Origin of the sequence: Halomarinibacterium sedimenti (assembly GCF_019312585.1) — a bacterium.
In the GTDB taxonomy this organism is placed as follows: domain Bacteria; phylum Bacteroidota; class Bacteroidia; order Flavobacteriales; family Flavobacteriaceae; genus Halomarinibacterium; species Halomarinibacterium sedimenti.
The window spans coordinates 82405-107844 of the sequence record NZ_JAHWDP010000004.1; the positions used below are offsets into that span (position 1 = coordinate 82405).

At 35.6% G+C, this 25440-nt stretch carries 33 protein-coding genes and 1 tRNA gene; 7 read left to right on the forward strand and 27 right to left on the reverse strand.

Annotated features, from left to right (window positions below):
* Positions 1–2: 2 nt before the first annotated feature.
* The 23 genes from KXJ69_RS10380 to KXJ69_RS10490 form a co-directional block, all read right to left on the reverse strand.
* Entirely contained in the window at positions 3–773 is a 771-nt protein-coding gene (locus KXJ69_RS10380; protein ID WP_219053044.1) for a DUF6090 family protein, read from the reverse strand.
* 92 nt (positions 774–865) lie between these two features.
* A complete protein-coding gene (locus KXJ69_RS10385; RefSeq protein ID WP_219053045.1) occupies positions 866–1228 on the reverse strand; it encodes a DUF1304 domain-containing protein in 363 nt (120 codons plus the stop codon).
* Positions 1229–1281: 53 nt separating this feature from the next.
* Positions 1282–2697 (reverse strand): MBOAT family O-acyltransferase, encoded by a 1416-nt coding sequence (locus KXJ69_RS10390; RefSeq protein ID WP_219053046.1) that lies wholly within the window; start codon positions 2695–2697, stop codon positions 1282–1284.
* A gap of 2 nt (positions 2698–2699) precedes the next feature.
* Positions 2700–3731, reverse strand: coding sequence for a hypothetical protein (locus KXJ69_RS10395; RefSeq protein ID WP_219053047.1), 1032 nt, complete (start codon positions 3729–3731; stop codon positions 2700–2702).
* Between the two features lie 222 nt (positions 3732–3953).
* Positions 3954–4097, reverse strand: a complete 144-nt coding sequence (locus tag KXJ69_RS10400; protein ID WP_219053048.1) for a low molecular weight phosphatase family protein — start codon at positions 4095–4097, stop codon at positions 3954–3956.
* Positions 4098–4129: 32 nt separating this feature from the next.
* Entirely contained in the window at positions 4130–4630 is a 501-nt protein-coding gene (locus KXJ69_RS10405; protein WP_219053049.1) for a GNAT family N-acetyltransferase, read from the reverse strand.
* Positions 4631–4632: 2 nt separating this feature from the next.
* Positions 4633–5121 (reverse strand): DUF6428 family protein, encoded by a 489-nt coding sequence (locus tag KXJ69_RS10410; RefSeq protein WP_219053050.1) that lies wholly within the window; start codon positions 5119–5121, stop codon positions 4633–4635.
* A 12-nt stretch (positions 5122–5133) separates the two neighbouring features.
* The gene (locus tag KXJ69_RS10415; RefSeq protein ID WP_219053051.1) at positions 5134–5457 is read right to left on the reverse strand and encodes an ArsR/SmtB family transcription factor; all 324 of its coding nucleotides are present in this window, start codon (positions 5455–5457) and stop codon (positions 5134–5136) included.
* A gap of 85 nt (positions 5458–5542) precedes the next feature.
* The gene (locus tag KXJ69_RS10420) at positions 5543–5932 is read right to left on the reverse strand and encodes a TM2 domain-containing protein (RefSeq protein ID WP_219053052.1); all 390 of its coding nucleotides are present in this window, start codon (positions 5930–5932) and stop codon (positions 5543–5545) included.
* Between the two features lie 91 nt (positions 5933–6023).
* Positions 6024–6410 carry a VOC family protein gene (locus KXJ69_RS10425; protein ID WP_219053053.1) on the reverse strand — a complete coding sequence of 129 codons (387 nt, stop codon included), beginning with the start codon at positions 6408–6410 and terminating at the stop codon, positions 6024–6026.
* A gap of 4 nt (positions 6411–6414) precedes the next feature.
* Positions 6415–6870, reverse strand: coding sequence for a DUF1801 domain-containing protein (locus KXJ69_RS10430; RefSeq protein ID WP_219053054.1), 456 nt, complete (start codon positions 6868–6870; stop codon positions 6415–6417).
* A gap of 23 nt (positions 6871–6893) precedes the next feature.
* Positions 6894–7829 carry a 2-hydroxyacid dehydrogenase gene (locus KXJ69_RS10435; protein ID WP_219053055.1) on the reverse strand — a complete coding sequence of 312 codons (936 nt, stop codon included), beginning with the start codon at positions 7827–7829 and terminating at the stop codon, positions 6894–6896.
* Between the two features lie 2 nt (positions 7830–7831).
* Positions 7832–8197: a cupin domain-containing protein gene (locus KXJ69_RS10440; protein WP_219053056.1), complete on the reverse strand. Its 366-nt coding sequence runs from the start codon at positions 8195–8197 to the stop codon at positions 7832–7834.
* A gap of 63 nt (positions 8198–8260) precedes the next feature.
* Complete coding sequence (mgtE, locus tag KXJ69_RS10445; RefSeq protein WP_219053057.1) at positions 8261–9610, reverse strand: magnesium transporter; 1350 nt, start codon at positions 9608–9610, stop codon at positions 8261–8263.
* A complete protein-coding gene (gene rsmA / locus KXJ69_RS10450; RefSeq protein ID WP_219053058.1) occupies positions 9588–10379 on the reverse strand; it encodes a 16S rRNA (adenine(1518)-N(6)/adenine(1519)-N(6))-dimethyltransferase RsmA in 792 nt (263 codons plus the stop codon). Before rsmA ends, mgtE begins: the two co-directional genes overlap by 23 nt.
* Positions 10379–10687: a DUF4286 family protein gene (locus KXJ69_RS10455; protein WP_219053059.1), complete on the reverse strand. Its 309-nt coding sequence runs from the start codon at positions 10685–10687 to the stop codon at positions 10379–10381. Before KXJ69_RS10455 ends, rsmA begins: the two co-directional genes overlap by 1 nt.
* Positions 10688–10689: 2 nt before the next feature.
* On the reverse strand, positions 10690–12405 hold the full coding sequence (locus tag KXJ69_RS10460; RefSeq protein WP_308701041.1) for a tetratricopeptide repeat protein: 1716 nt from the start codon (positions 12403–12405) through the stop codon (positions 10690–10692).
* A gap of 152 nt (positions 12406–12557) precedes the next feature.
* On the reverse strand, positions 12558–13829 hold the full coding sequence (serS, locus tag KXJ69_RS10465) for a serine--tRNA ligase (protein ID WP_219053061.1): 1272 nt from the start codon (positions 13827–13829) through the stop codon (positions 12558–12560).
* Positions 13830–13903: 74 nt separating this feature from the next.
* Entirely contained in the window at positions 13904–15229 is a 1326-nt protein-coding gene (locus tag KXJ69_RS10470) for an HTTM domain-containing protein (RefSeq protein WP_219053062.1), read from the reverse strand.
* A complete protein-coding gene (locus KXJ69_RS10475) occupies positions 15222–16154 on the reverse strand; it encodes a bifunctional riboflavin kinase/FAD synthetase (protein ID WP_219053063.1) in 933 nt (310 codons plus the stop codon). The genes KXJ69_RS10470 and KXJ69_RS10475 overlap by 8 nt, the downstream gene beginning before the upstream one ends.
* Position 16155: 1 nt before the next feature.
* On the reverse strand, positions 16156–16788 hold the full coding sequence (pth, locus tag KXJ69_RS10480) for an aminoacyl-tRNA hydrolase (protein WP_219053064.1): 633 nt from the start codon (positions 16786–16788) through the stop codon (positions 16156–16158).
* A gap of 79 nt (positions 16789–16867) precedes the next feature.
* Positions 16868–17521 (reverse strand): 50S ribosomal protein L25/general stress protein Ctc, encoded by a 654-nt coding sequence (locus KXJ69_RS10485; RefSeq protein ID WP_219053065.1) that lies wholly within the window; start codon positions 17519–17521, stop codon positions 16868–16870.
* Between the two features lie 200 nt (positions 17522–17721).
* Complete coding sequence (locus tag KXJ69_RS10490) at positions 17722–18663, reverse strand: ribose-phosphate pyrophosphokinase (protein ID WP_219053066.1); 942 nt, start codon at positions 18661–18663, stop codon at positions 17722–17724.
* A gap of 204 nt (positions 18664–18867) precedes the next feature.
* Here KXJ69_RS10490 and KXJ69_RS10495 point away from each other — a divergent pair, with 204 nt between their 5' ends.
* Together KXJ69_RS10495 and KXJ69_RS10500 are read left to right on the forward strand one after the other, a co-directional pair.
* Positions 18868–19113 (forward strand): GIY-YIG nuclease family protein, encoded by a 246-nt coding sequence (locus KXJ69_RS10495; RefSeq protein WP_219053067.1) that lies wholly within the window; start codon positions 18868–18870, stop codon positions 19111–19113.
* A gap of 4 nt (positions 19114–19117) precedes the next feature.
* A tRNA-Leu gene (locus KXJ69_RS10500) sits at positions 19118–19197 on the forward strand.
* A 28-nt stretch (positions 19198–19225) separates the two neighbouring features.
* Here the strand turns inward: KXJ69_RS10500 and KXJ69_RS10505 are convergent.
* Positions 19226–19906, reverse strand: coding sequence for a T9SS type A sorting domain-containing protein (locus KXJ69_RS10505; RefSeq protein ID WP_219053068.1), 681 nt, complete (start codon positions 19904–19906; stop codon positions 19226–19228).
* Between the two features lie 65 nt (positions 19907–19971).
* The gene (locus KXJ69_RS10510) at positions 19972–20532 is read right to left on the reverse strand and encodes a hypothetical protein (RefSeq protein ID WP_219053069.1); all 561 of its coding nucleotides are present in this window, start codon (positions 20530–20532) and stop codon (positions 19972–19974) included.
* 69 nt (positions 20533–20601) lie between these two features.
* On the opposite strand from KXJ69_RS10510, the gene KXJ69_RS10515 reads away from it, so the two are divergent.
* From KXJ69_RS10515 to KXJ69_RS10525, 3 genes are all read left to right on the forward strand, one after another.
* Entirely contained in the window at positions 20602–21180 is a 579-nt protein-coding gene (locus tag KXJ69_RS10515; protein ID WP_219053070.1) for a HupE/UreJ family protein, read from the forward strand.
* An 87-nt stretch (positions 21181–21267) separates the two neighbouring features.
* Positions 21268–21696 carry a deoxycytidylate deaminase gene (locus KXJ69_RS10520; RefSeq protein WP_219053071.1) on the forward strand — a complete coding sequence of 143 codons (429 nt, stop codon included), beginning with the start codon at positions 21268–21270 and terminating at the stop codon, positions 21694–21696.
* Position 21697: 1 nt separating this feature from the next.
* Positions 21698–23293: a S41 family peptidase gene (locus tag KXJ69_RS10525; protein ID WP_219053072.1), complete on the forward strand. Its 1596-nt coding sequence runs from the start codon at positions 21698–21700 to the stop codon at positions 23291–23293.
* Position 23294: 1 nt separating this feature from the next.
* Here KXJ69_RS10525 and KXJ69_RS10530 read toward each other — a convergent pair whose 3' ends face one another.
* Positions 23295–23492 carry a hypothetical protein gene (locus KXJ69_RS10530; protein WP_219053073.1) on the reverse strand — a complete coding sequence of 66 codons (198 nt, stop codon included), beginning with the start codon at positions 23490–23492 and terminating at the stop codon, positions 23295–23297.
* A gap of 6 nt (positions 23493–23498) precedes the next feature.
* Positions 23499–24080, reverse strand: a complete 582-nt coding sequence (locus tag KXJ69_RS10535) for a MarC family protein (RefSeq protein WP_219053074.1) — start codon at positions 24078–24080, stop codon at positions 23499–23501.
* A 99-nt stretch (positions 24081–24179) separates the two neighbouring features.
* Here KXJ69_RS10535 and KXJ69_RS10540 point away from each other — a divergent pair, with 99 nt between their 5' ends.
* Positions 24180–24743: a DUF3109 family protein gene (locus KXJ69_RS10540; RefSeq protein WP_219053075.1), complete on the forward strand. Its 564-nt coding sequence runs from the start codon at positions 24180–24182 to the stop codon at positions 24741–24743.
* Between the two features lie 56 nt (positions 24744–24799).
* On the forward strand, positions 24800–25402 hold the full coding sequence (locus tag KXJ69_RS10545; protein WP_219053076.1) for a putative periplasmic lipoprotein: 603 nt from the start codon (positions 24800–24802) through the stop codon (positions 25400–25402).
* The last annotated feature ends 38 nt before the right edge of the window (positions 25403–25440 follow it).

Genomic DNA, 25440 nt, shown 5'->3' on the forward strand with positions numbered 1-25440 from the left:
GTTTAGTTTATTGTTAATTCTTTATCAATTAATCGAATAAGTTCATGAGACATTTCTTTCATCCTCTCCAACTGCCCATTCATAACAGTAAGCTCATATACCGCCATGACAAAACCGTTTTTGTGGCTTAAATCTGTTAGAATAGTCTCAAAACCCTCGTGAGGAAGGGCTACATTTTCGCCTGCTTGGCCCTTGCTTACATCATAGGCAAACTTTTTTAAAACAGGATTTAGATCTACCGTCTTGTATAGAGGTTTATATAATAATTCTTGACCATCAAAATTATAATGCTCTTCTTCCCCTTTTAATTCTTTGTAAAGCGCATCTAAATTGAGAAGATTATTTTTTATGGAATCATTCGATATTAAAGCCAGATTACCCGAGTTGGTTAATTCTTGAAAGGTGTTATTAATTTGGTAAAATTTATGAAAGACATAGACATTTAAAGAATTGTGGTTAAAATGATCTAAGTCTTCTAGGGGTTTGCCTTCAAAATATTCTAAGATTGTGTTTGCAGATTCAATTTTTGTAGCACGAGTTTCTATTACGGTTTCTATGTTTTTATTATTAAGTAGTAAATCGGTTTTAATGTTCTTTAAATAGTGAACCTCCTTGGCTCTTTCCTTACTTACTTCGTTGGCATTATTAATCTGTAACGCAATGAGTATCCCAATCACTACAAGTATAATCTCTCCTATAGCATATAGTATGTATTTTGAAACCTTATTTTCAGATACAAGGCGTTGCCTTATCCTGCGGAAGAATTTAATCATGGAGGTTAGTTTAGTTCCTCTAAATATATGAAATTTAGAAGTGTAATCTAATGAGTATCAATAACTAAATTTTTGTTACGAATAGTTATTTTTTACGAAAGCAATAAAAATCCTACGGCAACCATTGCTGGAAACGCTTGAATGAAGAAAATTCTCCTTGAAACCGTGTAGGATCCCACGATACCTGCTATTATAATACAATTTAAAAAGAAAAGTGCCACATTATTTTGCCAAGTTTCATTTTCAATAAAGAAGGTCCAAATTAATCCCGCTGCTAAAAATCCATTGTACAAGCCTTGATTTGCCATCATAGCTTTCGTCTTTGGGAAGAGGTCTTTTGGAAATTGCTTGAAGATTTTGGGACCTTTTGTAGTCCAAGCAAAAGTTTCGAAATAGAAAAAGTACAGGTGTAAAAATGCAATAAAACCTATGAGTATTTTAGTAAGAATTTCCAAAATGGTAAAATTAGTTTCTATAAAGTTAAAGTTTTTATCCCTTAATTATTTTTTTAAAATTGAAAGTAGATAAATTGCTCTCCACTTCCTTGTGAAATAGCAATGAGGAATAGCATAATTCCCCAAACCACTCCTAATATCCAAGCAGGGGGTTTAAGAGATACATCTTTCATTGAAGTATTGCGCATTATCCAATGACAAATAAATAATAAGGTAATTAGTACAAAAACTTTTATGATATCGAAGGAAGGAACAATTTTCTCGCCTCCATCATTGATAAATAACATAGATGCAATCATATTTTTTGCTGTTGAAAATTCTCTAGCTCTAAAAAACACCCATGTAAAATTGACAAGTGTGTAGGTAAGGAAAGCTAGAAGAATACCATTAAAAGCATTTATTTTAATATGAATTTTACTTCTTAGTAAGCGTTCTACAACTAAATAAATCCCGTGTAAAGCTCCCCAAACAACAAATGTCCAAGCAGCACCATGCCATAAGCCTCCCAGTAGCATGGTTACCATTAATGCAACATACATTCTTATTATCCCATGCTTATTTCCTCCTAATGGAATATATAAATAGTCACGTAACCAAGTTGATAATGAAATGTGCCAACGACGCCATAAATCTGAAAATCCAATGGAAGCATAGGGATACCTAAAGTTATCGGGTAATATTATCCCAAGCATTAATGCAATTCCAATAGCACAAGTAGAATATCCAGCAAAATCAAAAAAGATTTGGCCTGAAAAGGCTAAGGTACCCGTCCAAGCGTCTAAACTATGGAGGACTTTTCCTGCTCCGTAAACATCGTCTGCAGTATTGGAAAGTAATGTATCTGCCAATACTACTTTTTGAAAGAGCCCTATGGTTAATAAAAATACCCCCCAAAGAAATTGATTTATGGTTGCTTTCTTTTCTTCATAAAATTGTGAAATTAAATCTTGTGCTCTTACAATAGGACCTGCTACTAACTGTGGAAAAAAGGTAACATATAGCGCAAAATCTAAAAACGTCCTAGCTCGTTCGGTACGTTTTTGGTACATATCGATTGTATAAGACATGGTTTGGAATGTATAAAACGAGATACCCATAGGAAGAATAATGTCCATAGGCCTAGCCTGGAATTCAACACCTATAGTATTTAATAAAGCTGTGAAATTTTCAAGCAAGAAGTTTCCATATTTAAAAAATCCTAGAAACCCAAGATTTACAATCATACTTAGTAATAACCATAATTTCCTTTTTTGTTTATTTTCTTCAATGGCCAACTTTTTTCCTGCCACCCAATCTACAATGGTCGATATCCAAAGTAAGATAACCAATGGGGGATTCCATAATCCATAGAATATGTAACTCGATAACAGGAGCATCCTTTTTTTGGAAACCCAAGTAAGGATAGGGGCATAATACAGCGCTAAAACGATAAGCAAAAAAACTATGAAACTTAAGGAATTGAATAACATAATTAGTTCGAATTAGAGGTGAGTAATACCTGGTCTTTTATTAAAATATCAAGAAACTCATTGGTAAAAATATCGGCATCATTGGCGGTAAGGTGGGACCATTCAGGAATAGTTAAATTTTGTAATTGTGAATAGTCTTCAAAATGATAGGCAGGGACATTTGCTTTTTGGACCAATTCATCCCAAAAAGTAGCTCTAGGGGTTACCGTATTTTCAAAATCCCTTAAATAGCCGTCTGATGGGCAGCGTAATAAAATAACTTTTCCACCTCTGGCTTTAAACTTTTCCAAGTCTGTAAGAAAGAAATTCATAGTAGCCACCTTATCTGGAGGAGGACCCTCTCCAGACATAAAAAACTTCCAAACCTTTTTCACCGTATTGGCAAAGGCGGTATCTGTTTCCATCCGCTTTAGCATCCGTACATTTCTATCCAATCGAATTTCTTCAAAGGTGTGAAATGGAGGCATAGGATCTATCACACGGTTATTAACGTGAATTTTCTTTAGGAGTTCTTTTAAATTGATACCATCAACTCCTTCAACCTCACTTATAAATGCAAAGCTGTTTTGCAAGGGAAGTGAAAAAAGGTGATTTAATTGTTGCGCATAGGTTCTATTATGAAAATAATCAACTCTAGCCTGAGGCCAAGCCCATGGCTGTGCTTTTGGAAAGGTGGTGGAAAAAAATAATCCAGGAGTAACCCCAACCAGAATAGTTCCGTTAAAATTTGAGTTGTTTACAATATCATGAAAAACAGGTAAAGGGGAACAGCCACCAGCAGCCAATTGAATGGGCTTATTACCCATTTTCTTTTCCCATTGATCCAGTTGAATATCGAAATGAATACGTGATGATCCCACCAAAACAACATCTTCTTTCGATAACTTCTCAACTTTTGCTCTTTGAACCGCCCAAAGAGCTTCATTATCATCTAATGTGGCGGTAAAACCTTGATTTCGCCAATAAATTTCCCAAGCTATAAGGGCCGTTACAGTTATCAAAAGCCCAATAAGTACAGATTGCTTTAGATTCATTTTGATAAGGATTAGATATTTTTAAACACGAAATATCCTTATCAACCAAAATATTGAATCAATTTGTCCTACTATCGTTCAAGCGAGTAGGTAAAAAATAGGTTACTCACTTTTGATTCTATTTTTAGAAAATAGATCAGTCATGAAATAAATAATTTGGTTGATTAGTTGTAATAAATGTATGAAAATAAATGACTTAAATAACCTATTAGGAGGTTTTATTTACAAAGAGCTGTAATTGGAAATATCAATACCCACTTTAGTCATAATGGATACGGCTCCAGTATTGAGTAAGTTGGTTTCAATTCCTGAACTAAAAACCTGAATCATATCTTTTCCAAATTCTTTTGAATTCCTATGTGCCATTTTGCTTTGGCAACTTTTACCAGTGCAATGACTTAATCGTTTTTTGCGTAATTTACCTTTTTACTTCGTCGCTCCAACTCTACATTGTCGTGCCAAACGCCTAATCGTTGTCCAATTTTTTCCTTTATGCCCACAACTCTAAACCCCGCATTTTTATGTAGTTCTATACTTGCAATGTTTTGCGGAAAAATACGTGCTTGTAAGGTCCAAAATCCTGCTTTTTCACTTTCAAAAACCAAGTGTTGTAATAGTTTTTTGCCAATACCTTTTCCACGAGCGTCTTTGGCTATGTAGATGGTGGTTTCGGCAACACCTTTATACACTTCTCTTTTTGAAATTGCACTTAAGGTACACCACCCCACAATTCGGTCATTTTTTTTAGCAATAAATCGGCAAACGGGTAAAAACTTTTCATTAAAAATTTCCCAAGAAGGAACTACTGTTTCAAACGTTGCAATGCCCGTTTCTATCCCTTCATTGTAAATTTTTGATACTGCATGGTAGTGTTCTTTATGTAATGGAAGGAATTCCATTTTTAACAACAGCCACTACCTGGTGTGCAGCATCCTTCGGCTTCTGCCATAGCGGGTTCAGGGACACCGCAAGTTTCTTTGGCTTTGCAATCGGTTTGTTGAACCCCCAATTTTAAAATGAGTTGATTATTTGAAATAGTATAATCATTCAAGAATAGCTGCGCTGTATGAAATGCCTCATTGCTGTATTCAAATTTTATTTCTGCATCCATATCGTAAGGCTTCATTTGCCCTACTTTTTTCAGAATCCCCAAAGCTTTAAAAGTAGACATATAATCTCTTTTGCCTTTTTCAGAAGGGCTTTCCCAAAGCTGAACAATAGTTTCATTCCAAGCATCTGTCCCACTTCCACAGTCAACCGAATCTATCTTAACGTGCTTTACTTCGGTGATGTGGTAATTAGCTTCTACAAATTTCCCTGGAGCATATTCAAATAACAATGCTTTGTCTTTATGGCTTTCTAAAACGGATAAAAATTCTTGTGTTTTCATAATGTGAATGAGTTAGCAGCATTTTCGTTCGGTGCTTTCAAAAAAGTCTTGAAAGAGTAGTTTTAATGCTGTGAGTTTGTCTTTGTTTATAGTGTAGTATTGACTTTTACCACTGAATTTACTTTTTAGTAATCCAGATTTTTTTATAACCTGAAGGTGTTGTGAGGTGGTGGGTTGTGATAGCTTAATTTTTTCTGAAATGTCTTTACACAAACAACCTTCACAATCTCCAATATAATTTAAGATGGAAATTCTAGCAGGATGAGAAAGTACTTTTGCAAGATCTGCCAGCTGATTCACTTGCATAGAATGTAAATATCTTTTTGAAACGCCCATGGTTTATAATTATAATAATGCAATATTACGATAATAAAAATAAATAAAAAAGCTTTCAGGGTTTTTTTGAAAGCTTTTTACAATTTTAGAACCAAGGCTTTTTGTTGGCTTGGTACGTTTGGTAAAATTCTTCGTCGCTTTTTGTGAGATAAATAATCCCTTCAATTAGTCCTATTACTCCTGTAGCCATATAGATGAAAATTCCTATAACAATACAAGAAGTTGCAATACCTAAAAGGGTTCCTCCTAATAGGATAAATCCTTCTTTTTGATACCCTAAAATAAATTTATGTACTCCAAAAGCACCTAAAAATATTCCTAAAAGTCCAGCAACCAGCTTTTTGTTTTCACCACTTTTTGTGGCTTCATTCCATCCTTCTTTAAACTCACTGGCAGTACTTTTTGCTTCGTCCTTTATTTCTTTGGCAGTATCTTTTATTTCGTCGCCTAGGTTTTCGTTGTTTTCTTCAGACATGATTTGTTTGGTTAAAGTTGAATAATAAAAGTACTAAATTTTTTAAAACCTTGAATACCAGAATTCCATTAGTTTTTAATAAGGGTTATTTTTATTGAAATGCGGCATCTTTTGGCTCCCAAAGCTCAATTTTATTACCGTCATTATCCATAATCCAACCAAATTTCCCATAATCGTATTCTTCCATTTCGCCCACAATAGTAACACCTTCCTCTTTCAGAACTTTAAGTAATTCCACCAAATTTTCGACACGGTAGTTAAACATAAACTCCTTTTTTGATGGAGTATAATACTTAGTGTCTTCAGGAAAGGGACTCCATTGTGTCGAGCAATCTTTGCCTTCTTTGTCTTTCCACCAAAAGGTACAACCCCAATCATCTGTTGGAAAACCTAAATGTTTTTTGTACCATTCTTTGGTGGCATTGGGATCTTTAGTTTTAAAAAATAATCCGCCAATACCAGTAACTCTCTTTTTCATATTATTATTTTTTTATTGCAGATTCATAAATGGAAATCCACTCTTTTACACTCATTTTTGAAGCTAATTCACCAATTAATTCATAAGGAATCTCTTCTATCTTTTTAAATCGAATACAGCTTTTCCCCATATCAAGTTTTCGTTTACAATGTTTTGGATACTCTTCCACAAACCAATCCATAAGTTCTTTTTTTGCATACAAACCAGAACTATAAACTGCAATAAAGTTTTTTTGTGAAGCAATACTCATAAATGGTAAAGGGGTGTCTGGAGTACAATGATATCCATCTGGATATATGGAATGTGGAACTACATAGCCTATCATTCCGTATTGTATTTGTTCTTCAAACCCTTTGGGTAAATTCTCTTTAATTATTTGTTGAAGCTTTTTTATGGGTTCTTTTCGTTCTTCGGGAATTTGAGCGATATATTCTTCGGGAGTATTGGCTTTGTATTGCATGACCTATTTTTCTCTCACTAAATTTATGAAAATTCTCCTAGTATCTTTTCGACAATGGTTTGCGCCAATTTTTTTTTGCTTTCCACTGTCCATCCTGCAATGTGTGGACTTAAAATAACATTGTCCATAAGAATCAATTCATTTAAAGCTTCAGGCATTTCTGAAGTAAATAACGACTCAAATGAAAGTTTTTCGTATTCCAAAACATCCAATCCTGCGCCTAAAATTTTCCCGCTTTTTAATGCCGAAACAAGGTCTTCTGTAACCACACTTTTTCCACGTGCGGTGTTTAAAAACCAAAATGGATTTTGAAATTTTGAAATAAAATGGGTGTTAATCATTTTGTCGGTTAAGGGTGTCCATGGCGTGTGAAGGCTCAGCACATCTACCATATCAAATAAAGTTGGTAGGCCCACTTGTGTAGCGTTCATATCGCCCACATCCTCTAAAATATCATAACAAAGTACCGTGCAATCAAATCCCTTCAGTTTTTTGGCGAACGCTTTACCCATATTTCCGTAGCCAATAATCCCAACCGTTTTACCGTCCAATTCAACTCCTCGATTTCCTTCACGATTCCAAACACCCTTCTTGACTTCTCGGTCTGCTTTATTCAAATTATTGAATAGTGAAAGTAACATTCCCAAAGTGTGTTCCCCTACGGCATTTCGGTTGCCTTCGGGAGCGGCTATGAGCGTTACTTTCATTTTTTGAGCGTATTCTTCATCAATACTTTCTAATCCCGCACCCACACGAGCAATAAATTTTAAATTTTTAGCGGCATCCAAAAATGTGTTATCAATTTTAAAACGACTACGGATTACAATACCATCATATTTGTGAATACTCGTTTCAATTTCCTCTTTTGAAGAAGTGTAATCTTCAACATTGTTAAACCCAGCCTTTTGGAGTTCTTCAATAAGTAAAGGGTGATTTTTATCGAGGTGAAGAATGTTCATTTTTAGATTTTGGGATAGGAAGTTTTTGTTTTTTCAGTTATCATATTTCCTGTATGTTTTGTAGAAAGCTTTTCGAATAAAAGCACGTGGACTTCTTCTCCGTTTTGTGTTTTGGGGCAGTGTTCTACGCCTTTCGGAACTACAATAATCTCACCTTCTTTAAGTATTTCAACTTTGTTTCTAAAGTGCATTTCCAATGTTCCTTTCTGAATTAAAAACAACTCGTCTTCTTCCTCATGTTTATGCCATACAAAGTCGCCTTTTATTTTCGCGAGAAGTACCTGCATGTCGCCTACTACCGCAATTTGATGTGGGGACCAATGGTCTGAAAATTTGCTGAATTTTTGTGAAACGTTAATTGTTTTCATGCAAGTAAATTACTGAAACAAAGTACAAATTTTCATGCTAATTTATATAATGAAGCAGCGTGTTTAAAAACCTAAAATTATTTTAGACAAATAGAAGAAAAGAAAAATTCCAAAAATATCATTACTTGTCGTAATAAAAGGTCCTGTGGCAATAGCGGGATCTATGCCTTTTTTATTTAGTATAATAGGCACAAAGGTGCCTACTAGTGCAGCAACGATAATAACTGATAACATGGAAATAGCGATAGTGAAAGCAACTCGTTGATCTAGTCCAGCAATATAGCCAAATACAATAACCAAGACAGCCAATGCAATTCCATTTATTAATGCGAGCCCAACTTCTTTTAACAATCTTTTAAAAAGGCTTCCTTTTACATTGTCATTTGCCAAACCTTGAACGATAATCGCACTTGATTGTACCCCCACATTTCCTGCCATCGCTGCAATTAAAGGGGTAAAAAAGAAAAGTTCTACATAATTACTAATGGCTTCATCAAAACCTTTCATGATATATACACTCCCTAATCCCCCGAAAAGTCCTAATACCAGCCAAGGTAGTCTTGCTCGTGTTAGCAACCAAATACTATCATCAGCCTCTACATCACTAGAGATACCAGCAGCCATTTGGTAATCTTTTTCGGCTTCGTCTTTTATAAAATCTACAATATCGTCAATGGTAATTCTTCCTACTAGGACACCATGATCATCTACCACAGGAATAGCTTCCAAATCGTATCGTTGCATAATACGAGCCACTTCTTCTCCTTCGGTGTGCACGGTTACATAATCTACTTTAGGAATATATACATCGCTAATTCTAGCTTTTTCAGGAGCTGTTAATAGGTCTTTTAGGGAAAGCCTTCCCTTTAATTTATCTTCTTTGTCAACCACATAAATAGAATGTACACGAGTAACATTTTTAGCTTGCCTACGCATTTCTCTCACACATCCTGCAATGGTCCAGGTTTCTTTTACACGAACAAGCTCTTTTGCCATAAGACCTCCAGCAGTATCTTCGTCGTACTTAAGGAGTTCAACAATATCTGCAGCATGCTCTTCATCCTTAATTTTTGAGATTACCTTTTTCTGAATGTCCTCATCGAGTTCTCCAATAACATCTGCCGCATCATCGGTATCCATTTCGGCAAGCTCTTGGGCAATTTCCTTTGGAGAAAGACGATCAAGAATTTTTTCACGAACATCTTCATCCACTTCCATTAATGCTTCGGAAGTTATTTCGCTTTCCAGTAATTTTATAAGATACGTTGCATCATCACTATCAAGTTCTTCAAGTACTTCTGCAAAATCAGCAAAGTGAAAGTCTAGGAATAGTTCTTTTAAGGCATTTCCATCCTTTTGAGCAATGAGTTGCTCGATGTGCTCAACAAATTCAGATGTTAGTAGAAATGCCATGACTCTCGAGTTTTTGAGTGAGCGCTATAAATTCTTGAACCGAAAGTTGTTCGGGTCTTTGCGCAAAGATAGCATCTTCTTTTAGTTTTTCGGGGAGCGAGAAGGATTTTAAGCTATTTCTTAAGGTTTTACGTCGTTGCTGAAAGGCCGTTTTAACTGTTTTGAAAAATAATCCTTCATCACAAGGCAGTTGATAGTTCTCTTTTCGGGTTAGCCTTAGTACACCACTATCTACTTTTGGTGGCGGATTAAAAACGCCTGGTTTTACAGTAAATAAATATTCGGTATCGTAAAAAGCTTGTACTAAAACCGAAAGTATTCCGTATGTTTTACTTCCTTTTTTTTCACAAATTCGTTGCGCTACTTCTTTTTGAAACATTCCTGTAAATTCTGGAATTAAATGACGCCATGCTAAGGTTTTAAAAACAATTTGAGAGGAAATATTGTAAGGAAAATTTCCTGTGATAGCAAATTGGGCATCTCCAAAGAGTGATGAAATATCGAATTTTAGAAAATCGGCTTCAAGAATGGTCAAATTTTTATGGGGGTAGTTTTCTTTTAAATATTGAATGGATTCTGTGTCCAAATCCATCGCAATTAACTCGATTGGCTTAGAAACTAAGTACTTGGTTAAAACACCCATTCCGGGGCCAATTTCGAGCACCTTATCGTAATTTTTAAAGGTAAGCGTGTTGCCTATTTTTTCGGCGATATGCTCATCGTGAAGAAAATGCTGCCCTAAATGTTTTTTGGCTCTAATAGGTTTCATTACTGTTCACTAATTACTTCCAATTCAGATCTAAAAGCGATAAATTTTCCTTCAAAGGGTTTGCTTTGTGCCTGAAGGATTTCGGCATCTTCTTGATAATATTTTTGAAGTGTTTCTTTGCTGTCGGTGCGATATTGAACAGAGTAGGTAATGCCTCCCATTTCTTCCTCTACTTGTACCCGAGTCATTAGGGCCTTTTGAAATTTTCCCGTAGCTAACATAGCAGGAATATGTTCTTCTTTCATCCAGTGCAGCCACTGGTCGTGAACAGTTTCTTCAATATTTATGGTGACGTTGTAGATGTACATAGTTAGTTAATTTCATCGCCGCGAAGCATTCGGTATCTTTTTCGGGCTTCCACAAAGTAAATACTGTCTTGAAAGTTAAAAATAATTTGCTCGTATAGCTCTTTGGCCTTTTCAGGTTGCCCTAGGTAAGTTTCGTAAAGTTTTGCGAGTTTAAAATGTGCATCATCCGCAAGAATGTCTTCCTTATATAGTTCGATTAACTTTAAATATTGAGCTTCGGCATTTTCAAATTGGTTTAACTTTTCATAAATCATACCCATTTTAAGCAATGCTTCGTCTTCAATTTCCTCGCCTTTATGGTTCGTTAAAATATCTTTCAAAAGGGTAATGGCTTCCACATTCTTATTCTGAAGGGCTCTCAAATCTGCAGTAGCAAATTTCTTTAAAGCCGTTTGTGTAGAGTCTTCTAAAGAATTATCTTGAATCATCAAACTAAGTTGCATAGCATCGTTTGCGATGAGTTGTGATGCCGATTTTTTTAATACGTCTAGTTGCACCTGTGCCCATTCAAAATCTCCCTTAAAATAACTGGTTCGTGCCACTTTAAACCGAGCTTCCTGTGCCAATACATCATTTTGTACTTTGTTTTGAACTTGGGAATAATAGATTAAGGCTTCGTTAAACTTTTCGTCAAAAACTAAGATGTCTGCCAATTTCAATTTTACTCGGGCTTCTTGATAAATAGTAAGTCCCTTTTTAGACAATGCTTTTAAATTTTGAATTGCCTCTTCTTTTTTTCCGTACCGAAACGCTAAAAAGTCGTTGTAATCTATTTGAAGTAAATACGTATCTCGATCATCTCCAAATTCTGAAAACAACTGTTTGTATTGTGCATCAATTTTCGGGTAGTCCTTTTCTTGAGCTAATTCTAACTCAACATACATTAACTGTTGGTATCCTTCTAATTTTAAACGCGGATTGTAGGCTTTTTCAATTATAAAATTGATAATTTCCTTGGCGTCCTCGTAGCTTTTTTCATCGATGGTAATTTTACCTAAATCCAATAAGCCAGATAGATTTTCCTCTCTTCGTGCATAGATTGCTTTTTCCTGGATAAATGCCTTTTTAAAATCTTTTTGCTGAATAAACAACCAGCTCAATAGTTCATTATATAGGACATCGGGGTCTTGCTGCAGTTTTTTTAGAAGTGTTTTTCTTAGTAAAATATTGGCTTCATTTGTGGGGTCTTCAGTAATGTAAAGGCTGAAATTGCGTTTGATGGTTCCATTGTATGTTGGATTTATTTTAATGAGTTCTACATAGGTCTCAAACATCTTTTCAAGTTCGCCTTGTTCGCCATAAATACGGGCTAATTGTGCGTAATAATTTCTGCTATCATCCTGCATCATGGCTGTTTCATAGACTGTCACAGCTTCATTAAGTAAATTGTAATCTGAAAAAACCTGCCCAACGATATATGCGTAAGGAGGACTTTCTTTTACAAAATCAATCGCTTTTTGGTAATTAATTTGAGAAATACTGTCTTTGTTTTGAAGTGCATAATTATAGCCTAACTCTATCAAAAATTGGGGGATGATGCGTTTCCCTTCAGTATACTCTTTTAGTAATTCTTCGGCTTCGCTATATTGTTCTAATTGTTGATGTGTTTTCACCAAATCTACCAAATAACGGGTGTTACCTTTATTTTGCTGAACTAGTCTTTTATAAAGCACCAAGGCTTTTTCGTAATCGCCTTGCTCAAAGTAATTTTTTGCCAAGAGGTCGTTTTGGGCAAATAGCCCACAACTAAAAAATAAAAGAAAGCCAATTAAAAGATAGCGCATGGCGTAAAGATAACGATTTGGTTACTTACTAAAACAGCAAAGTTTGTGCCTTGATTGTTAAAATGCCAAAACTTCTTTTTTGAAGTTTAATCAATTATATCAAACCCACAGTAAGGAATCAACACTTCTGGAATTTTAATTCCGTTGGGCGTTTGATAATTTTCTAAAATTCCTGCTAAGACACGCGGTAATGCTAAAGCACTTCCGTTAAGGGTGTGCGCTAGTTTGTTTTTACCATCCACATCCTTAAAACGAAGTTTTAATCGGTTGGCTTGAAAGGTTTCAAAATTAGATACTGAAGATATCTCTAACCATCTATCTTGTGCCGTTGAAAATACTTCAAAATCGTAGGTGAGCGCTGAGGTAAACCCTAAATCACCACCACACAAACGAAGGATGCGATATGGTAGTTTTAAATCACGAAGGATATCTTTTACATGCTCTACCATCCCGTCAAGGGCAGCATAACTATTGTCGGGATGCTCAATACGAACAATTTCTACTTTATCAAATTGGTGCAAACGGTTTAACCCTCGTACGTGTGCTCCATAACTTCCGGCTTCACGTCTAAAACACGGGGTGTAGCCTGTGCATGTAATGGGCAACTGATTGTGAGCCAATAACTCATCACGGAATAAATTCGTAACAGGGACTTCGGCTGTTGGAATTAAATATAAATCGTCAATTCCCACATGATACATTTGTCCTTCTTTGTCGGGTAATTGTCCCGTTCCAAAACCTGACGCTTCATTTACCAAATGAGGCACTTGATATTCGGTATAACCAGCTGCTGTATTTTTATCGAGAAAATAGGTAATTAAAGCACGTTGTAAGCGAGCCCCTTTTCCTTTATAAACTGGGAATCCAGCACCAGTGATTTTTACACCTAATTCAAAATCGATTAAATCGTATTTTTTTGCTAATTCCCAATGCGGAAGAGCCTCACTATCTAAGGTTGGAATATCACCTTCTTTAAAAACCTCTTCGTTATAGTTTTCATCTTGGCCTGCAGGCACTAATTCATTGGGAATATTTGGAATGGTAAATAACAATTGTTGAAGTTTTTCGGAAGCTTCATTTAGTTGATCTTGTAATGTTTTAGACTGTTCTTTTAATTGGGTGGTCTGCTCTTTTAATTCGTTAGCTTTTTGTGCTTCTCCTTTTTGAAACAACATTCCAATTTCTTTAGAAAGTGTATTAGATTGTGAAAGCACCTCATCTAACTGTGCTTGTGTATTACGACGCGTTTCGTCTACTTGCAATACCTCTTCAAGAATGGTGTTTGCATCAACCCCTCTTTTAGAAAGGGCTTTTACGTATGCATCTTTGTTTTCACGAATGTTGTTTACTTGTAACATATTCCTAAGAAATTTAAGAGGGCAAAGTTAGGGAAAAATGAGGCTTTAAAGAATGGTATTTTTGCTATTCTCTATTATTTTTTGGCATAATCCTCAGGAGAAGGTAAAATCCAATCGTGATGTTTAAAATGATTCCATTTTTGAGAGGATATATCTACTTCTGGGTCAATAAAGGTATGGTAGGTCCCTTGATTAATTTTTACTTTACATGTTACATACACGGCTACATCGTTCCCTTTTTCGGCTTCCATATTTTTAATTCGCTGCGCCATTTGCCAAATAAAATCGGGTTTCGTCTTTACACTTTTAATTTGGTCGCTGCTTAATAAGGGGAGGTAGGGGTAGTTATTTCGTTCCCCGGTTTCTTTGTTTTCTACCCAATAAATAAGCTGTCCGCTTCGACTTCTTAGCATCATTCGCCAACTTAATCGGTGGCCTTCTTCAGTCCAAAGGACATCATCTTTAATGAACCAATGACGCAATGGTAGCCCAATTTGAAACAAAAAATAAATACTGAAAATGGTTATTCCAAGGGTTTTATATTTCGGAATTATGACCTCGTCACTTTTAAAAACAGGACGTTTTAATCTAAAGCGTTTAATAAGTGTTTCTGGTGTAAAAAAGAAGAGTGCAAAAGCAATACTCATATACGGAAAAATTCCCACTTGAAATACAAAGGAATTAAACAAATGAAAAAACAACGAAAGGCAAAAAGCCAATACTCTTGTTCGTTTCCAAAGAAACAGTGGGATAATAATTAAATCGAACAAAATCCCTACATAAGCAATACCATAATGTACCCATCCTTGCTGAAGCAATTCGCCTATTAACCAATAGCTTTTTTTGCCTTTCATAAATAATGCAGGTACAGAGGCGTCTAACCATTGGGGATACATTTTTGCAATAGATGCGTAGGTAAAAACAATCCAAATTTGCGCAATAAAAACCATCGAAACCCAACGCGGCATACTGTATTTTTTAAAGTTGGGAATCCATTTGGCATCTAATGATAAGTATCGATTGGCTGGAAAAAAGACCATCATCCAGCATAACAACATCATTAAATAGTAATGATTATTATAGGAGCTTTTTTGCATTAAATACACGCAAGTCCACATAAGTGCATAAGCTGCCATGCTCCAACGGTATTTGTAACCCAACATTACCATAATTCCAAAACATCCCATGAGAACGAAATAGAAATACATTCCGTTTCCAGGAAGAGGTTGTAAAAAATCGAAACCAATAAAGTTGAAAGTAAATTGAGGCTCGACCAGTGTTTGTTTTACCCAACCCGTGGCAATAGCGCCAAAGGCTTCAATAGAAATTAATAAGCCAAAGACAATCCGCCAAAGCGATAGTCCCGTATTATCAATTCTTTTGAATAAAAAATCATTCATGTTCCTTCAGAAAAATTCTAGCAAAAGTTTCGTCTTTTTGGATGGCTTCTTTAAGTTGGGTTAAGGACTCAAAGGTATCTTCATCTCTAATGTGAGTAATGAATTCCAAAGTCAATTGACTTCCGTACAAATCTGCATCAAAATCAAGAAAAAAGGTCTCAATAGTAGTGTTTTTTCCTCCTACTGTGGGGTTGGTGCCAATACTGGTAAGTCCATAATAGGGTTTTCCATCAATTTTAGCGTGTGTTAGATACACTCCATTTTTTGGAATTAATTTATAAGATTCCTCCACTTTAAGGTTGGCAGTGGGATAGCCCATAGTTTTCCCAATTTGCTTGCCACTTTCCACATGTCCCTTTAGTGTATAACGATATCCCAAAAAGCTGTTTGCAGTTTCAATGTCACCCATCTCGAGTGCTTTTCTAATTTTGGTAGAACTTATGGCAACTTCGTCAAGTTCTTGAGCCGAAATTTCTTCGACGGCAAAGGAATAGGTTTTTCCAAATTCTCGTAGATCTTCGATAGTGGCGGTACGATTTCTTCCGAAACGATGGTCGTAGCCAATAATCACTTTTTTAACCTTTAATTGATTCACCAAAATATCACGAACATATTCTACTGCCGTGAGGCGAGAAAATTCTTGTGTAAAGGGATGAATGACCAAATGGTCCAAACCTAGTTGCGTTAAATGTTCTTTTTTTTCTGAAAGTGTATTGAGCAATTTTATGTCGATTTCCTTTTGAAGCACCATCCTTGGATGTGGGAAAAAAGTTAGTAAAACCGACTCTAAATCATTTTTTCGAGCTGCTTCAACCACACGTTTAATAATGGCTTGATGCCCAATGTGGACGCCATCAAAGGTACCAATAGTGACAACGGTCCCTTTTTCATTTTTAAAAGCAGAAGATGGACTGTGTTCTTTCAATTTATTTTCCGTTAAAGGTATTCATGGTTTCTTTTATTCCAGCTAGGCCAAAGGATTCAATAATTTGACTTGCCATTTCAAGTCTTTCGGGAAGTTTTTTTGTTTCCTCTTCATCCCATTCTCCCAAAACATAATCTACTTGTCTCCCTTTTGAAAACGCATCGCTAATTCCAAATCTAAATCGGTTGTACTGAGTAGTTTGTAACACATCTTGAATATCTTTTAATCCATTGTGTCCGCCGTCACTTCCTTTAGTTTTTACACGAAGCGTCCCGAATTGTAAATTAAGGTCATCGGTAACTACCAACAAATTTTCCAAAGGAATATTTTCTTTATCAAGCCAATATTTTACAGCTTTTCCGCTAAGATTCATGTAGGTGCTTGGCTTAAGTAGCAAAAAGCTTCTTCCTTTCTTTTTATGAACTGTAACATCTCCTAGCTTAGCTGTTTCCCAAGTGAGTTCATTTTCTCGGGCCAAAAAATCTACAATTTTAAAGCCAATGTTATGACGTGTATTTTCATATTTGGGGCCAATATTTCCCAATCCGGCTATCAAGAATTTTTTCATGGAATCTCCTTCAGTATAATGGGCGTCTTTTTTTAAGCCAAGTAGTTTTCTGAAAAACTCAATCATTTTTCAATTCGTTTCAGTAAAAATAAAAAAAGCATCCCATTTAATAGGATGCTTTTGTGTATTCTTATAAATAGAAGATTTATTCTTCGGCTGGAGCTTCTGCTGGAGCAGCTTCTGATGTAGCTTCTTCTCCTTCTGCACCATCTTCTCCCTCTTCTCCTTCTTCCTCTTCTTCATCAGCAATAATTGTTCTTGAAGTTCTAATTTGACAAATTACAGTGTTTTCACCGTGCATGATTTTAAACTTATCTTGCTCGATTTCAGTAATGTACATTTTGTTACCAATACGCATTTCAGTAATGTCTGCTTCAATAAAATCTGGAAGATTTTTAGGTAATGCTTTTACACGAAGTTTACGGTTTACAATACGTAAAACCCCACCATTTCTAACACCTTTCGAGTTTCCAACAATACGTACGGGAATTTCCATGGTTACTTCTTTGTCATCAAATATTTGATAGAAGTCTATGTGAATAATTTTGTCGTTTACTGGGTGAAATTGAATATCCTGAAGGATACATTCTACCTTAGTTCCGTCTTCTAGTGCAATTACAACTGTGTGTACATCTGGAGTGTACACCAAGTCTTTAAATGCAATTTCGTCTGCCGAAAAGTGTATAGGTGTATCTCCTCCGTAAACAACGCAGGGAACCTTTCCAGCATTACGTAAGGCTTTGGTAGCTACCTTGCCCACGCTTTCTCTTTTGAGTCCGTTAATTGTAATTGATTTCATTTTTGTTTTTTAAATGATTAAATAATGCTTAGCCATTGCTAAAGCGGGTGCAAAGGTAGTTTTTTTTCTGAAAAAAGCTACTGAAAAGAAAGTTTTTTACTCGTAAAGCGAGGGTTGGATCATCGCTGGATTATGAATGTATTATAATCTTCGTCGAGGTTTGCCTAGACCACTAGTCATTAGTGGTGTTTCAAAAAGAGTTACATCAAAAATTTGGAGCTAATGGATTTATTTTCATTTACCCGAAGCATCACATCGGCAAATAAATTGGCACAAGTTAATACTCTTATTTTATCACTTTTTTGACGTAGCGGAATGGAGTCTGTTACAATGAGCTCTTCAAGCTTCGATTTTTCTAATTTTTCATAAGCATTTCCAGAAAGAATAGGATGCGTACAAATAGCTCGTACACTTAAAGCACCTCGTTCCATCATTAAGTCGGCAGCTTTTGTTAAGGTTCCCGCTGTATCCACCATATCATCAACGAGGACTACATTTTTACCCGTGACATCACCAATTAATTCCATGTGAGAGATAATGTTTGCTTTTTCTCGTTGCTTATAACATATTACCACATCGCTTTCCAATGCTTTTGAATAGGCATACGCTCTTTTTGAACCTCCCATGTCTGGCGAAGCAATAGTTAAGTTTTCTAGGTTAAGACTTTTTAAATAGGGTAAAAAGATAGTTGAGGCAAAAAGGTGGTCCACTGGTTTTTCAAAAAACCCTTGAATTTGGTCTGCGTGTAAATCCATGGTAATGATTCGAGTGGCACCAGCGGTTTCCAACATTTTTGCGACTAATTTAGCAGCAATGGGCACACGAGGTTTGTCTTTACGGTCTTGACGCGCCCATCCAAAATAGGGAAGTACAGCAGTAATATGACGAGCAGAAGCTCTTTTGGCAGCATCCAACATTAACAACATTTCCATTAAGTGGTCACTGTTTGGAAATGTAGATCCAATAATAAATACACGACTTCCACGAACCGATTCTTCAAAAGAAGGCTGAAACTCACCATCGCTATAGGTTGAAGTGATAACATTGCCTAAGTCACTGCCAAAGGCTTTAGCGATATCTTTAGCAAGGTCCTGACTTTGTTTACAAGCAAAAATTTTAGGTTCTGGAATAGGTGCAGACATATTGGTGGTATTTATTTGAATACAAAAGTAACCTTATGAGGTATTTTTTCGTAAAAATGCAAGAAGGATTTACTAACAATTTATAATTAATTGTTTATTTTTGCCCTCCCGTGAAGCCTTGGTCCTGCCTGCCGGCAGGCAGGGGCGGTACAGATACGTTCTTTTTTATTAATTTTGATGTTCAGTTAAGCAAAATTTTTGACGATGTATTGGGTATATGCGTTATCGAGTTTAAATCGAAACTATATTTATGTTGGAATGACTCAAGACATTGAACAAAGGATTTCTAGACATAATAATGGATTAGAAAGAACAACAAAACCCTATGCACCTTTTGTGCTCTTATATAAAGAAGTTCATCCCAATCGAATTGAAGCTCGAAAGCGGGAAAAATTTTGGAAATCTGGAGTTGGTAAAGAACAGCTTCGAGAAATTAAAAATACACTGTAATTAAGCCTTGGTGGCGGAATTGGTAGACGCGCACGACTCAAACTCGTGTTCTTCGGAGTGTGGGTTCGATTCCCACCCAAGGTACAGAAAAGCTCTTTAGAAATGAAGAGCTTTATTTTTTCACAAACTTTTTAATGGCAGTCCCTTCTTCAGAAGTAATCTTCAAAAAATAGATTCCATTTTGCAAAGAAGAAACGTCAATTTCAGTAGCAACTTCTTTAAGTTCCATCACTTTTTGCCCTGATAGATTGAATACTGAAAGCTGTTCCATTTGTAGGTTTTCAGAAGTAATAAAAAGGGTTTTTGAGGCTGGGTTAGGGGAAATAAGAATATTTTGTTGGTTAAAAGCTTCAATTGAAAGATTTGGGGTATTATAGTAAATGAGGTCTCTAAATGTTCCTCCATGAATTTGCAATCGTTGAATATTATCTCCTTGATCTTCTATTTGGATACCAAAAGGGGTCCCGATAGAGAAAAATCCAAAATAAAGCTGCTCAAAATTGTCTTGTTCTTCACCACAAACAGCTGTTGTGTAAGTGCTCGTTTCAACCTCAAAACCTTCAAATTCGTAGATAAATGTCCCTTGAAAAGTATTGCAGGCTCCCTCGCCGTTAAATTCTAGATTAGGATTGATTGTTAAAGTTGGTGAAATAGGAGGGTCAAAATCACCTACATGAATTGAAGGGCTGTTTTCAAATAACATATGATATAAATACCACGTTTGAAAAAAATCGGGATCTTGCGCGAGACCTTTTATTGAAACAAAAAGAAAAAAGAGTATTATTTTTTTCATAACTCCCCAGTCATTAGATTAATACTACTAAAGATTGGAATTATTTGTTAAAGAAGGCTAAGCTGTTACCAACCCTCGTCGGCCTCTTCTTCTTTTGTTTTTGCAAGTCCTTTTTTAAATTCTTCGTTTAGGGTATTAAACAAGTCCGAAATATTTTGCGGTGTCTCTGTGTATTCTTTTTTTAAATCGCCCCCTCGGGTATAAAAAGCATCTGGGGCTTTGTCCAATTCAAAAGGAAACCACCCTTTTTTACCTGTATCGTTTATAGGGCCGTATTGCTCCAAACTCACCACATCAAATTTGTATTTTCCTTCCTTAAAGACTACTTCTACTTGGTATCGCAAAGCGTTACACGACTTTTTACCCATCAATGTAAAGCACATGGCATTTTCTTTTTCTCCTTGAAAAACAACTTTTTTTCCGTCTTCCGATGAAATAACCGTTCTATTTCCAGTTTTGGACCAGGCAAGTGCTTTTTTGTAGAGCGAACTTTGACTCATGCCTTCCATTTCTAATACTATATAGTTGGGATGTAGGCCTTCCATATCGTAGGTGAAAGCTTCAGACTGTGCAAATACAGCAGTGCTAATAAATAAAAACGCGAAAAGAATTTTGGGGATACTCATAATAATCTATCAATTTTAATAGGGGTAAGATATAAATTTTCTTTATTTTCATTGAAAATTTGAATATTAATGTCCCAATTTTGGTTATACTTTACATTAGGATTAGAACATGTGCTGGATTGGCAGGCCTATGATCACGTATTGTTTATTATAGTACTTTGTGCTGCATATACTTTAGCATCTTGGAAACGATTGTTAGCACTTGTTTCACTGTTTACTTTAGGGCATACGTTATCACTTTTTCTAACCCATTATGAAGTAGTGACAGTTACCGCCAAATGGATCGAGTTTTTAATTCCTATCACCATTATTTTTACAGGAATTTATAATATTTTCAATTTAAAAAGAGGGTTAAAAGAAAAGAAAGCTATTGTTCTTTTTATTGTCACTTTGTTTTTTGGTCTTATCCACGGATTTGGTTTTGGGCGTTACTTTAATCAGATAAATGATGACAAAGAAGTGATGCCATTGATTGAATTTGCTCTTGGCATTGAACTTTCACAACTTATTATTGTAGTATTTGTGATGGTTTTAGGCTATTTTATGCACACCTTTTTTAGATTTAAGCAACGCGATTGGATTATGGTTGTTTCTTCTATTGTAATAGGAATGGCAATCCCTATGCTTATTGAAAATTGGCCATTTTAAGATATCTTTATTTTTTTCGGAAACATTTAACACCCACTTTTTTTGTAGCGACGTAACTTCCAAGTAAATTCGCTGTCTATTAGTAGTATGAAGAAAGAAAAACAATTAAAATACGACATTGCGTATTTACGTATGGCGCGCGAATGGAGTAAACTTTCCTATTGTAAGCGAAGACAGGTTGGGGCACTCATTGTAAAGGATAAAATGATCATTAGTGACGGGTATAATGGTACTCCCACAGGATTCGAAAATATTTGCGAAGACGACGATGGTTACACAAAATGGTATGTATTACATGCCGAAGCCAATGCCATATCGAAAGTGGCATCATCGACACAATCCTGTAAAGGGGGGACACTATATATCACCATGTCACCTTGCCAGCAATGTAGTAAGTTAATTCATCAAACAGGGATATCTCGATTGGTGTATAACGAAGCATATAAAGATGACTCCGGGATAAAATTTTTACAGAAAGCTGGCGTTGAAATAACACATATTCAAGAGCTGGATTAAGATGGGACATTCAAAAAAATACATACCTCTTTATATAGGAATTGCCGTGGCGGTAGGGGTATTTATTGGTTCAAAGTTGAACTTCCAGGACAACAACGAAAAGATTTTCGCAACCAATTCAAAAAAAGACAAGCTCAATAGGCTTATCGATTATATAGATTACGAATATGTCGACAACGTAAATACCGATAGCATTGTAGATGTTACGGTTAATGGTATTCTGGAGAATCTCGATCCACATTCGGTGTATATCCCAGTGTCTGCATACGAAGACAATGCCGATGATATGCGCGGTAATTTTGTGGGAATAGGAGTTAGCTTTTATGTGTACAAGGATTCTATTGCCGTTATTCGTGCCATTGAAGGAGGAAGTGCCGAAAAAGTTGGTATTAAAGGTGGGGATAGAATTTTATATGCCAATAATAGAAAACTGTTTGGAGAAAGTATCGATAGGGACAGTATTTCAAAATTTTTGAAAGGAGAAATTAATTCGAAAGTAGATTTAAAGGTTTATCGAAAGGGTGAGAAAAAGCTACTCGATTTTAAATTGAAACGAAGAAGAATTCCCATTATTAGTGTGGATGCTTCGTATATGCTAAATGAAAAAACAGGCTATATTAAAATCAATCGTTTCTCCGAGAGTACCTATGCCGAATTTAAAAATGCCCTTGACGATTTGCAGGATGAAGGAATGAAGACCTTGGTGTTGGATTTACGCGATAATCCAGGGGGGTATATTTCTTCAGCCGAAAGAGTTTTGGATGAATTTTTGGAAGATGATAAGCTCATGTTAATTACCAAAAATAAAGTCGGTGATGAAGATAAAAGCTATGCAACCCGTAAAGGAGATTTTGAAAAAGGAAAGCTGTATGTTTTAATTAATGAAAACTCTGCTTCGGCAAGCGAAATTGTAGCAGGAGCACTTCAAGATAATGACAAAGGAATTATTATTGGGCGTCGGTCTTTTGGAAAAGGACTGGTTCAACGTGAAATGGCATTGGGCGATGGAAGCGCTGTGCGATTGACCATTGCTCGCTATTATACCCCAACAGGAAGATCCATACAAAGACCCTATGGCGAAGGAAATGGCAATTATTACAGCGATTACGAAAACCGCTATAGAAATGGGGAGCTCATTCACGCAGATAGTATGAAAGTTGCAGACTCTTTAAAGTATGTGACCCCAAAAGGGAAAGTGGTTTATGGTGGCGGCGGAATTATCCCAGATGTTTTTATCCCAAAGGATACCAGCATTGAAAATGAAACACTCAATTATGTAAGCCGTAATGGGTTTATGAGTTACTTTATTTTTGAATATTTAGAAAACAACCGGTTTCAGTTTAACAAATTATCTTACGAAGACTTCAAAAAGAATTATAAAGTGTCTGATAAATTGGCCGAAGATTTTGTAGTGTATTCTAGGCTTCAGGAAGCTCAAATAGATTTAAGTAACTACCAAGAAGAATTAAAAATGGCTTTAAAAGCCAATATTGCGCAGCAATTATACGGACCAAACGCGTATGAATTTATTCTAAATGCAGACGATGCTATGCTAAAAAAAGTCTTAGAGCTAGAAAAGAAGGCCTCAGAGAAGTAATTTACACCTTTCTATTTCCTTTTATTCTATACGAAATGTTTAGAATCACCATGAGTAAAATGGCACAAGCAGAGGCTAATATGCAAATAATAGCAACTTTGCTGTCTCCTACAAAAAGACTTTCGAAATTAAGCTTGGTAGCATTGTAAATAAGTAAGGCTAATGCTACTACAATAATAATATACCTAAAGATTTTCATTTTAAATTAATTAAATAATTCTTGAATGTTTGAAGTAAATAATTTAACGGCAATTGCTAAAAGTATCACCCCAAATATCTTTTGAATAATAGAAATTCCATTTTTCCCTAAAACTCGTTGTAGCTTCTTTGAGGTTTTTAAAACAATGTAAATTATAATCACATTTACAACTACAGCAACAATCACATTTTCCACAGCATATTCAGCTCTTAAAGAAAGTAATGTTGTAAGAGTTCCCGGTCCCGCAAGCATAGGAAATGCTAAAGGAAAAACCGAAGCCATGTCCGGGCTACTTCCATCGTCTTTAAAAAGCGTAATGCCGAGAATCATTTCCAATGCAATAAAAAAGAGTATAAACGCCCCAGCCACAGCAAACTCATTTACATTAATACCAATAAGCTTTAAAATACTCTCTCCTATAAAAAGGAAAACGATCATCAATACTGCAGCAATTATAGAGGCTTTTTCACTATGAATATGCCCTGCACGTTCTCGAAGAGAGATAACAATAGGAATGTTTCCTATAATATCTATTACAGCAAACAAAACCATACTAGCCGTAGCAATTTGTTTAAAATTAAATTCCATTAATGGGGTGTTTAAAGTGCAAAATTAGTGGTTTTAAATGGATAATCTATTTAGTATTACAATCTTCTCCATTCTGTTGTAAAGTAATATCTTTGCGACATGTTTCAACTAGGGAAAACCATAGTATCCGAAGATTTAATCGAAAAAGAATTCGTCTGTAATTTGCATGCGTGCAAAGGCGCATGTTGTATCGAAGGCGAGGCGGGAGCACCCGTTACTAAAGAGGAAGTTGAAATTTTAAAGGAAATTTATCTCAAAGTGAAACCATTCCTTCGCGCTGAAGGAATTTCTGCCATTGAAAACCAAGGAACGCACATTGTAAACGAATTGGATGAGTTGGAAACCCCCTTGGTAGATGGTAAAGAATGTGCCTATGTAACATTTACCGATAAAGGAATTGCTAGTTGTGGTATTGAAGATGCCTATAATGCGGGCGCAGTTGATTTTAGAAAACCGATTTCGTGTCATTTATACCCCGTGAGAGTACAGCAATACAGTGAGTTTGCGGCCGTAAACTATCATAAATGGCCTATTTGTGATGATGCATGTACGCTTGGTAAAGAACTAAAAGTGCCGGTCTACAAATTTGTAAAAGATGCTTTAATAAGAAAGTTTGGGGAAGACTGGTATACAGAGTTAGAGAAAGTTGCTTCAGATTATTAGTTGCTATTCACTTCATTTTCATTATTTTAGTAGTCTAACTACTAACTATTCCAATTATGAAAAATTCACTCTTTTTAATTGTAGCCTTATTGTTTTTTGTTGGCTGTAAAGATAATCCAGTTTCAAAAAAAATTAAAGAGGCTAAACAAAATGTCAGTAATACTAATAGTGCTATTGAGGAGCTCAACGATATGCAAGAGGATATCGAAGAATTAAAAGAGATATCACCCCTTACTAATGACGAACTGAAAGCTTGGTTGCCAGATGAAATTAACGGCATGAAGCGTACTTCTTTCAAAGCTGGGCAAACTAGCTTTATGAAAATTGCATCTATTGAAGCAAGTTATTCTAACGAAGACAAATCAAAAACATTTAAAATACAAATAATTGATGGTGCAGGCGAAATGGGAGCTGCAGCAACCGCAGGAATGCGTATGCTCTTTTCACAGGATTTTGAGGAAGAAACGGAAACACAAGTAAAAAGATCTATAAAAAAGAAGGGTGTAAAAGCGATTGAAGAATATCGTAAAGACGGAAGCAATTGTACTATCCAATTTATGCAAGATGATCGTTTTTATATAAATGCTAGTGGTCGTAACATGGATTTAGATGAAACATGGAAAGCGATAGATGATTTAGATGTTCAAAATTTGGGATAATTTTATTCATTTTTAGTGCTAATTAAAACCAGAGTGAG

Bases quoted from the DNA above. Each gene is read 5' to 3' on its own strand.
- KXJ69_RS10395 (WP_219053047.1), bottom strand. From the start codon at position 3,731: ATGAATCTAAAGCAATCTGTACTTATTGGGCTTTTGATAACTGTAACG.
- KXJ69_RS10525 (WP_219053072.1), top strand. From the start codon at position 21,698: ATGGGACATTCAAAAAAATACATACCTCTTTATATAGGAATTGCCGTG.
- KXJ69_RS10520 (WP_219053071.1), top strand. From the start codon at position 21,268: ATGAAGAAAGAAAAACAATTAAAATACGACATTGCGTATTTACGTATG.
- KXJ69_RS10430 (WP_219053054.1), bottom strand. From the start codon at position 6,870: ATGCAATACAAAGCCAATACTCCCGAAGAATATATCGCTCAAATTCCC.
- KXJ69_RS10505 (WP_219053068.1), bottom strand. From the start codon at position 19,906: ATGAAAAAAATAATACTCTTTTTTCTTTTTGTTTCAATAAAAGGTCTC.
- KXJ69_RS10540 (WP_219053075.1), top strand. From the start codon at position 24,180: ATGTTTCAACTAGGGAAAACCATAGTATCCGAAGATTTAATCGAAAAA.
- KXJ69_RS10510 (WP_219053069.1), bottom strand. From the start codon at position 20,532: ATGAGTATCCCCAAAATTCTTTTCGCGTTTTTATTTATTAGCACTGCT.
- KXJ69_RS10410 (WP_219053050.1), bottom strand. From the start codon at position 5,121: ATGAAAACACAAGAATTTTTATCCGTTTTAGAAAGCCATAAAGACAAA.
- KXJ69_RS10415 (WP_219053051.1), bottom strand. From the start codon at position 5,457: ATGGGCGTTTCAAAAAGATATTTACATTCTATGCAAGTGAATCAGCTG.
- KXJ69_RS10485 (WP_219053065.1), bottom strand. From the start codon at position 17,521: ATGAAATCAATTACAATTAACGGACTCAAAAGAGAAAGCGTGGGCAAG.
- KXJ69_RS10535 (WP_219053074.1), bottom strand. From the start codon at position 24,080: ATGGAATTTAATTTTAAACAAATTGCTACGGCTAGTATGGTTTTGTTT.
- KXJ69_RS10405 (WP_219053049.1), bottom strand. From the start codon at position 4,630: ATGGAATTCCTTCCATTACATAAAGAACACTACCATGCAGTATCAAAA.
- KXJ69_RS10425 (WP_219053053.1), bottom strand. From the start codon at position 6,410: ATGAAAAAGAGAGTTACTGGTATTGGCGGATTATTTTTTAAAACTAAA.
- KXJ69_RS10470 (WP_219053062.1), bottom strand. From the start codon at position 15,229: ATGAATGATTTTTTATTCAAAAGAATTGATAATACGGGACTATCGCTT.
- KXJ69_RS10495 (WP_219053067.1), top strand. From the start codon at position 18,868: ATGTATTGGGTATATGCGTTATCGAGTTTAAATCGAAACTATATTTAT.
- KXJ69_RS10380 (WP_219053044.1), bottom strand. From the start codon at position 773: ATGATTAAATTCTTCCGCAGGATAAGGCAACGCCTTGTATCTGAAAAT.
- KXJ69_RS10400 (WP_219053048.1), bottom strand. From the start codon at position 4,097: ATGGCACATAGGAATTCAAAAGAATTTGGAAAAGATATGATTCAGGTT.
- KXJ69_RS10515 (WP_219053070.1), top strand. From the start codon at position 20,602: ATGTCCCAATTTTGGTTATACTTTACATTAGGATTAGAACATGTGCTG.
- KXJ69_RS10530 (WP_219053073.1), bottom strand. From the start codon at position 23,492: ATGAAAATCTTTAGGTATATTATTATTGTAGTAGCATTAGCCTTACTT.
- KXJ69_RS10390 (WP_219053046.1), bottom strand. From the start codon at position 2,697: ATGTTATTCAATTCCTTAAGTTTCATAGTTTTTTTGCTTATCGTTTTA.
- serS (WP_219053061.1), bottom strand. From the start codon at position 13,829: ATGTTACAAGTAAACAACATTCGTGAAAACAAAGATGCATACGTAAAA.
- KXJ69_RS10440 (WP_219053056.1), bottom strand. From the start codon at position 8,197: ATGAAAACAATTAACGTTTCACAAAAATTCAGCAAATTTTCAGACCAT.
- pth (WP_219053064.1), bottom strand. From the start codon at position 16,788: ATGATTGAGTTTTTCAGAAAACTACTTGGCTTAAAAAAAGACGCCCAT.
- rsmA (WP_219053058.1), bottom strand. From the start codon at position 10,379: ATGAAACCTATTAGAGCCAAAAAACATTTAGGGCAGCATTTTCTTCAC.
- KXJ69_RS10420 (WP_219053052.1), bottom strand. From the start codon at position 5,932: ATGTCTGAAGAAAACAACGAAAACCTAGGCGACGAAATAAAAGATACT.
- KXJ69_RS10545 (WP_219053076.1), top strand. From the start codon at position 24,800: ATGAAAAATTCACTCTTTTTAATTGTAGCCTTATTGTTTTTTGTTGGC.
- mgtE (WP_219053057.1), bottom strand. From the start codon at position 9,610: ATGGCATTTCTACTAACATCTGAATTTGTTGAGCACATCGAGCAACTC.
- KXJ69_RS10435 (WP_219053055.1), bottom strand. From the start codon at position 7,829: ATGAACATTCTTCACCTCGATAAAAATCACCCTTTACTTATTGAAGAA.
- KXJ69_RS10455 (WP_219053059.1), bottom strand. From the start codon at position 10,687: ATGTACATCTACAACGTCACCATAAATATTGAAGAAACTGTTCACGAC.
- KXJ69_RS10490 (WP_219053066.1), bottom strand. From the start codon at position 18,663: ATGTCTGCACCTATTCCAGAACCTAAAATTTTTGCTTGTAAACAAAGT.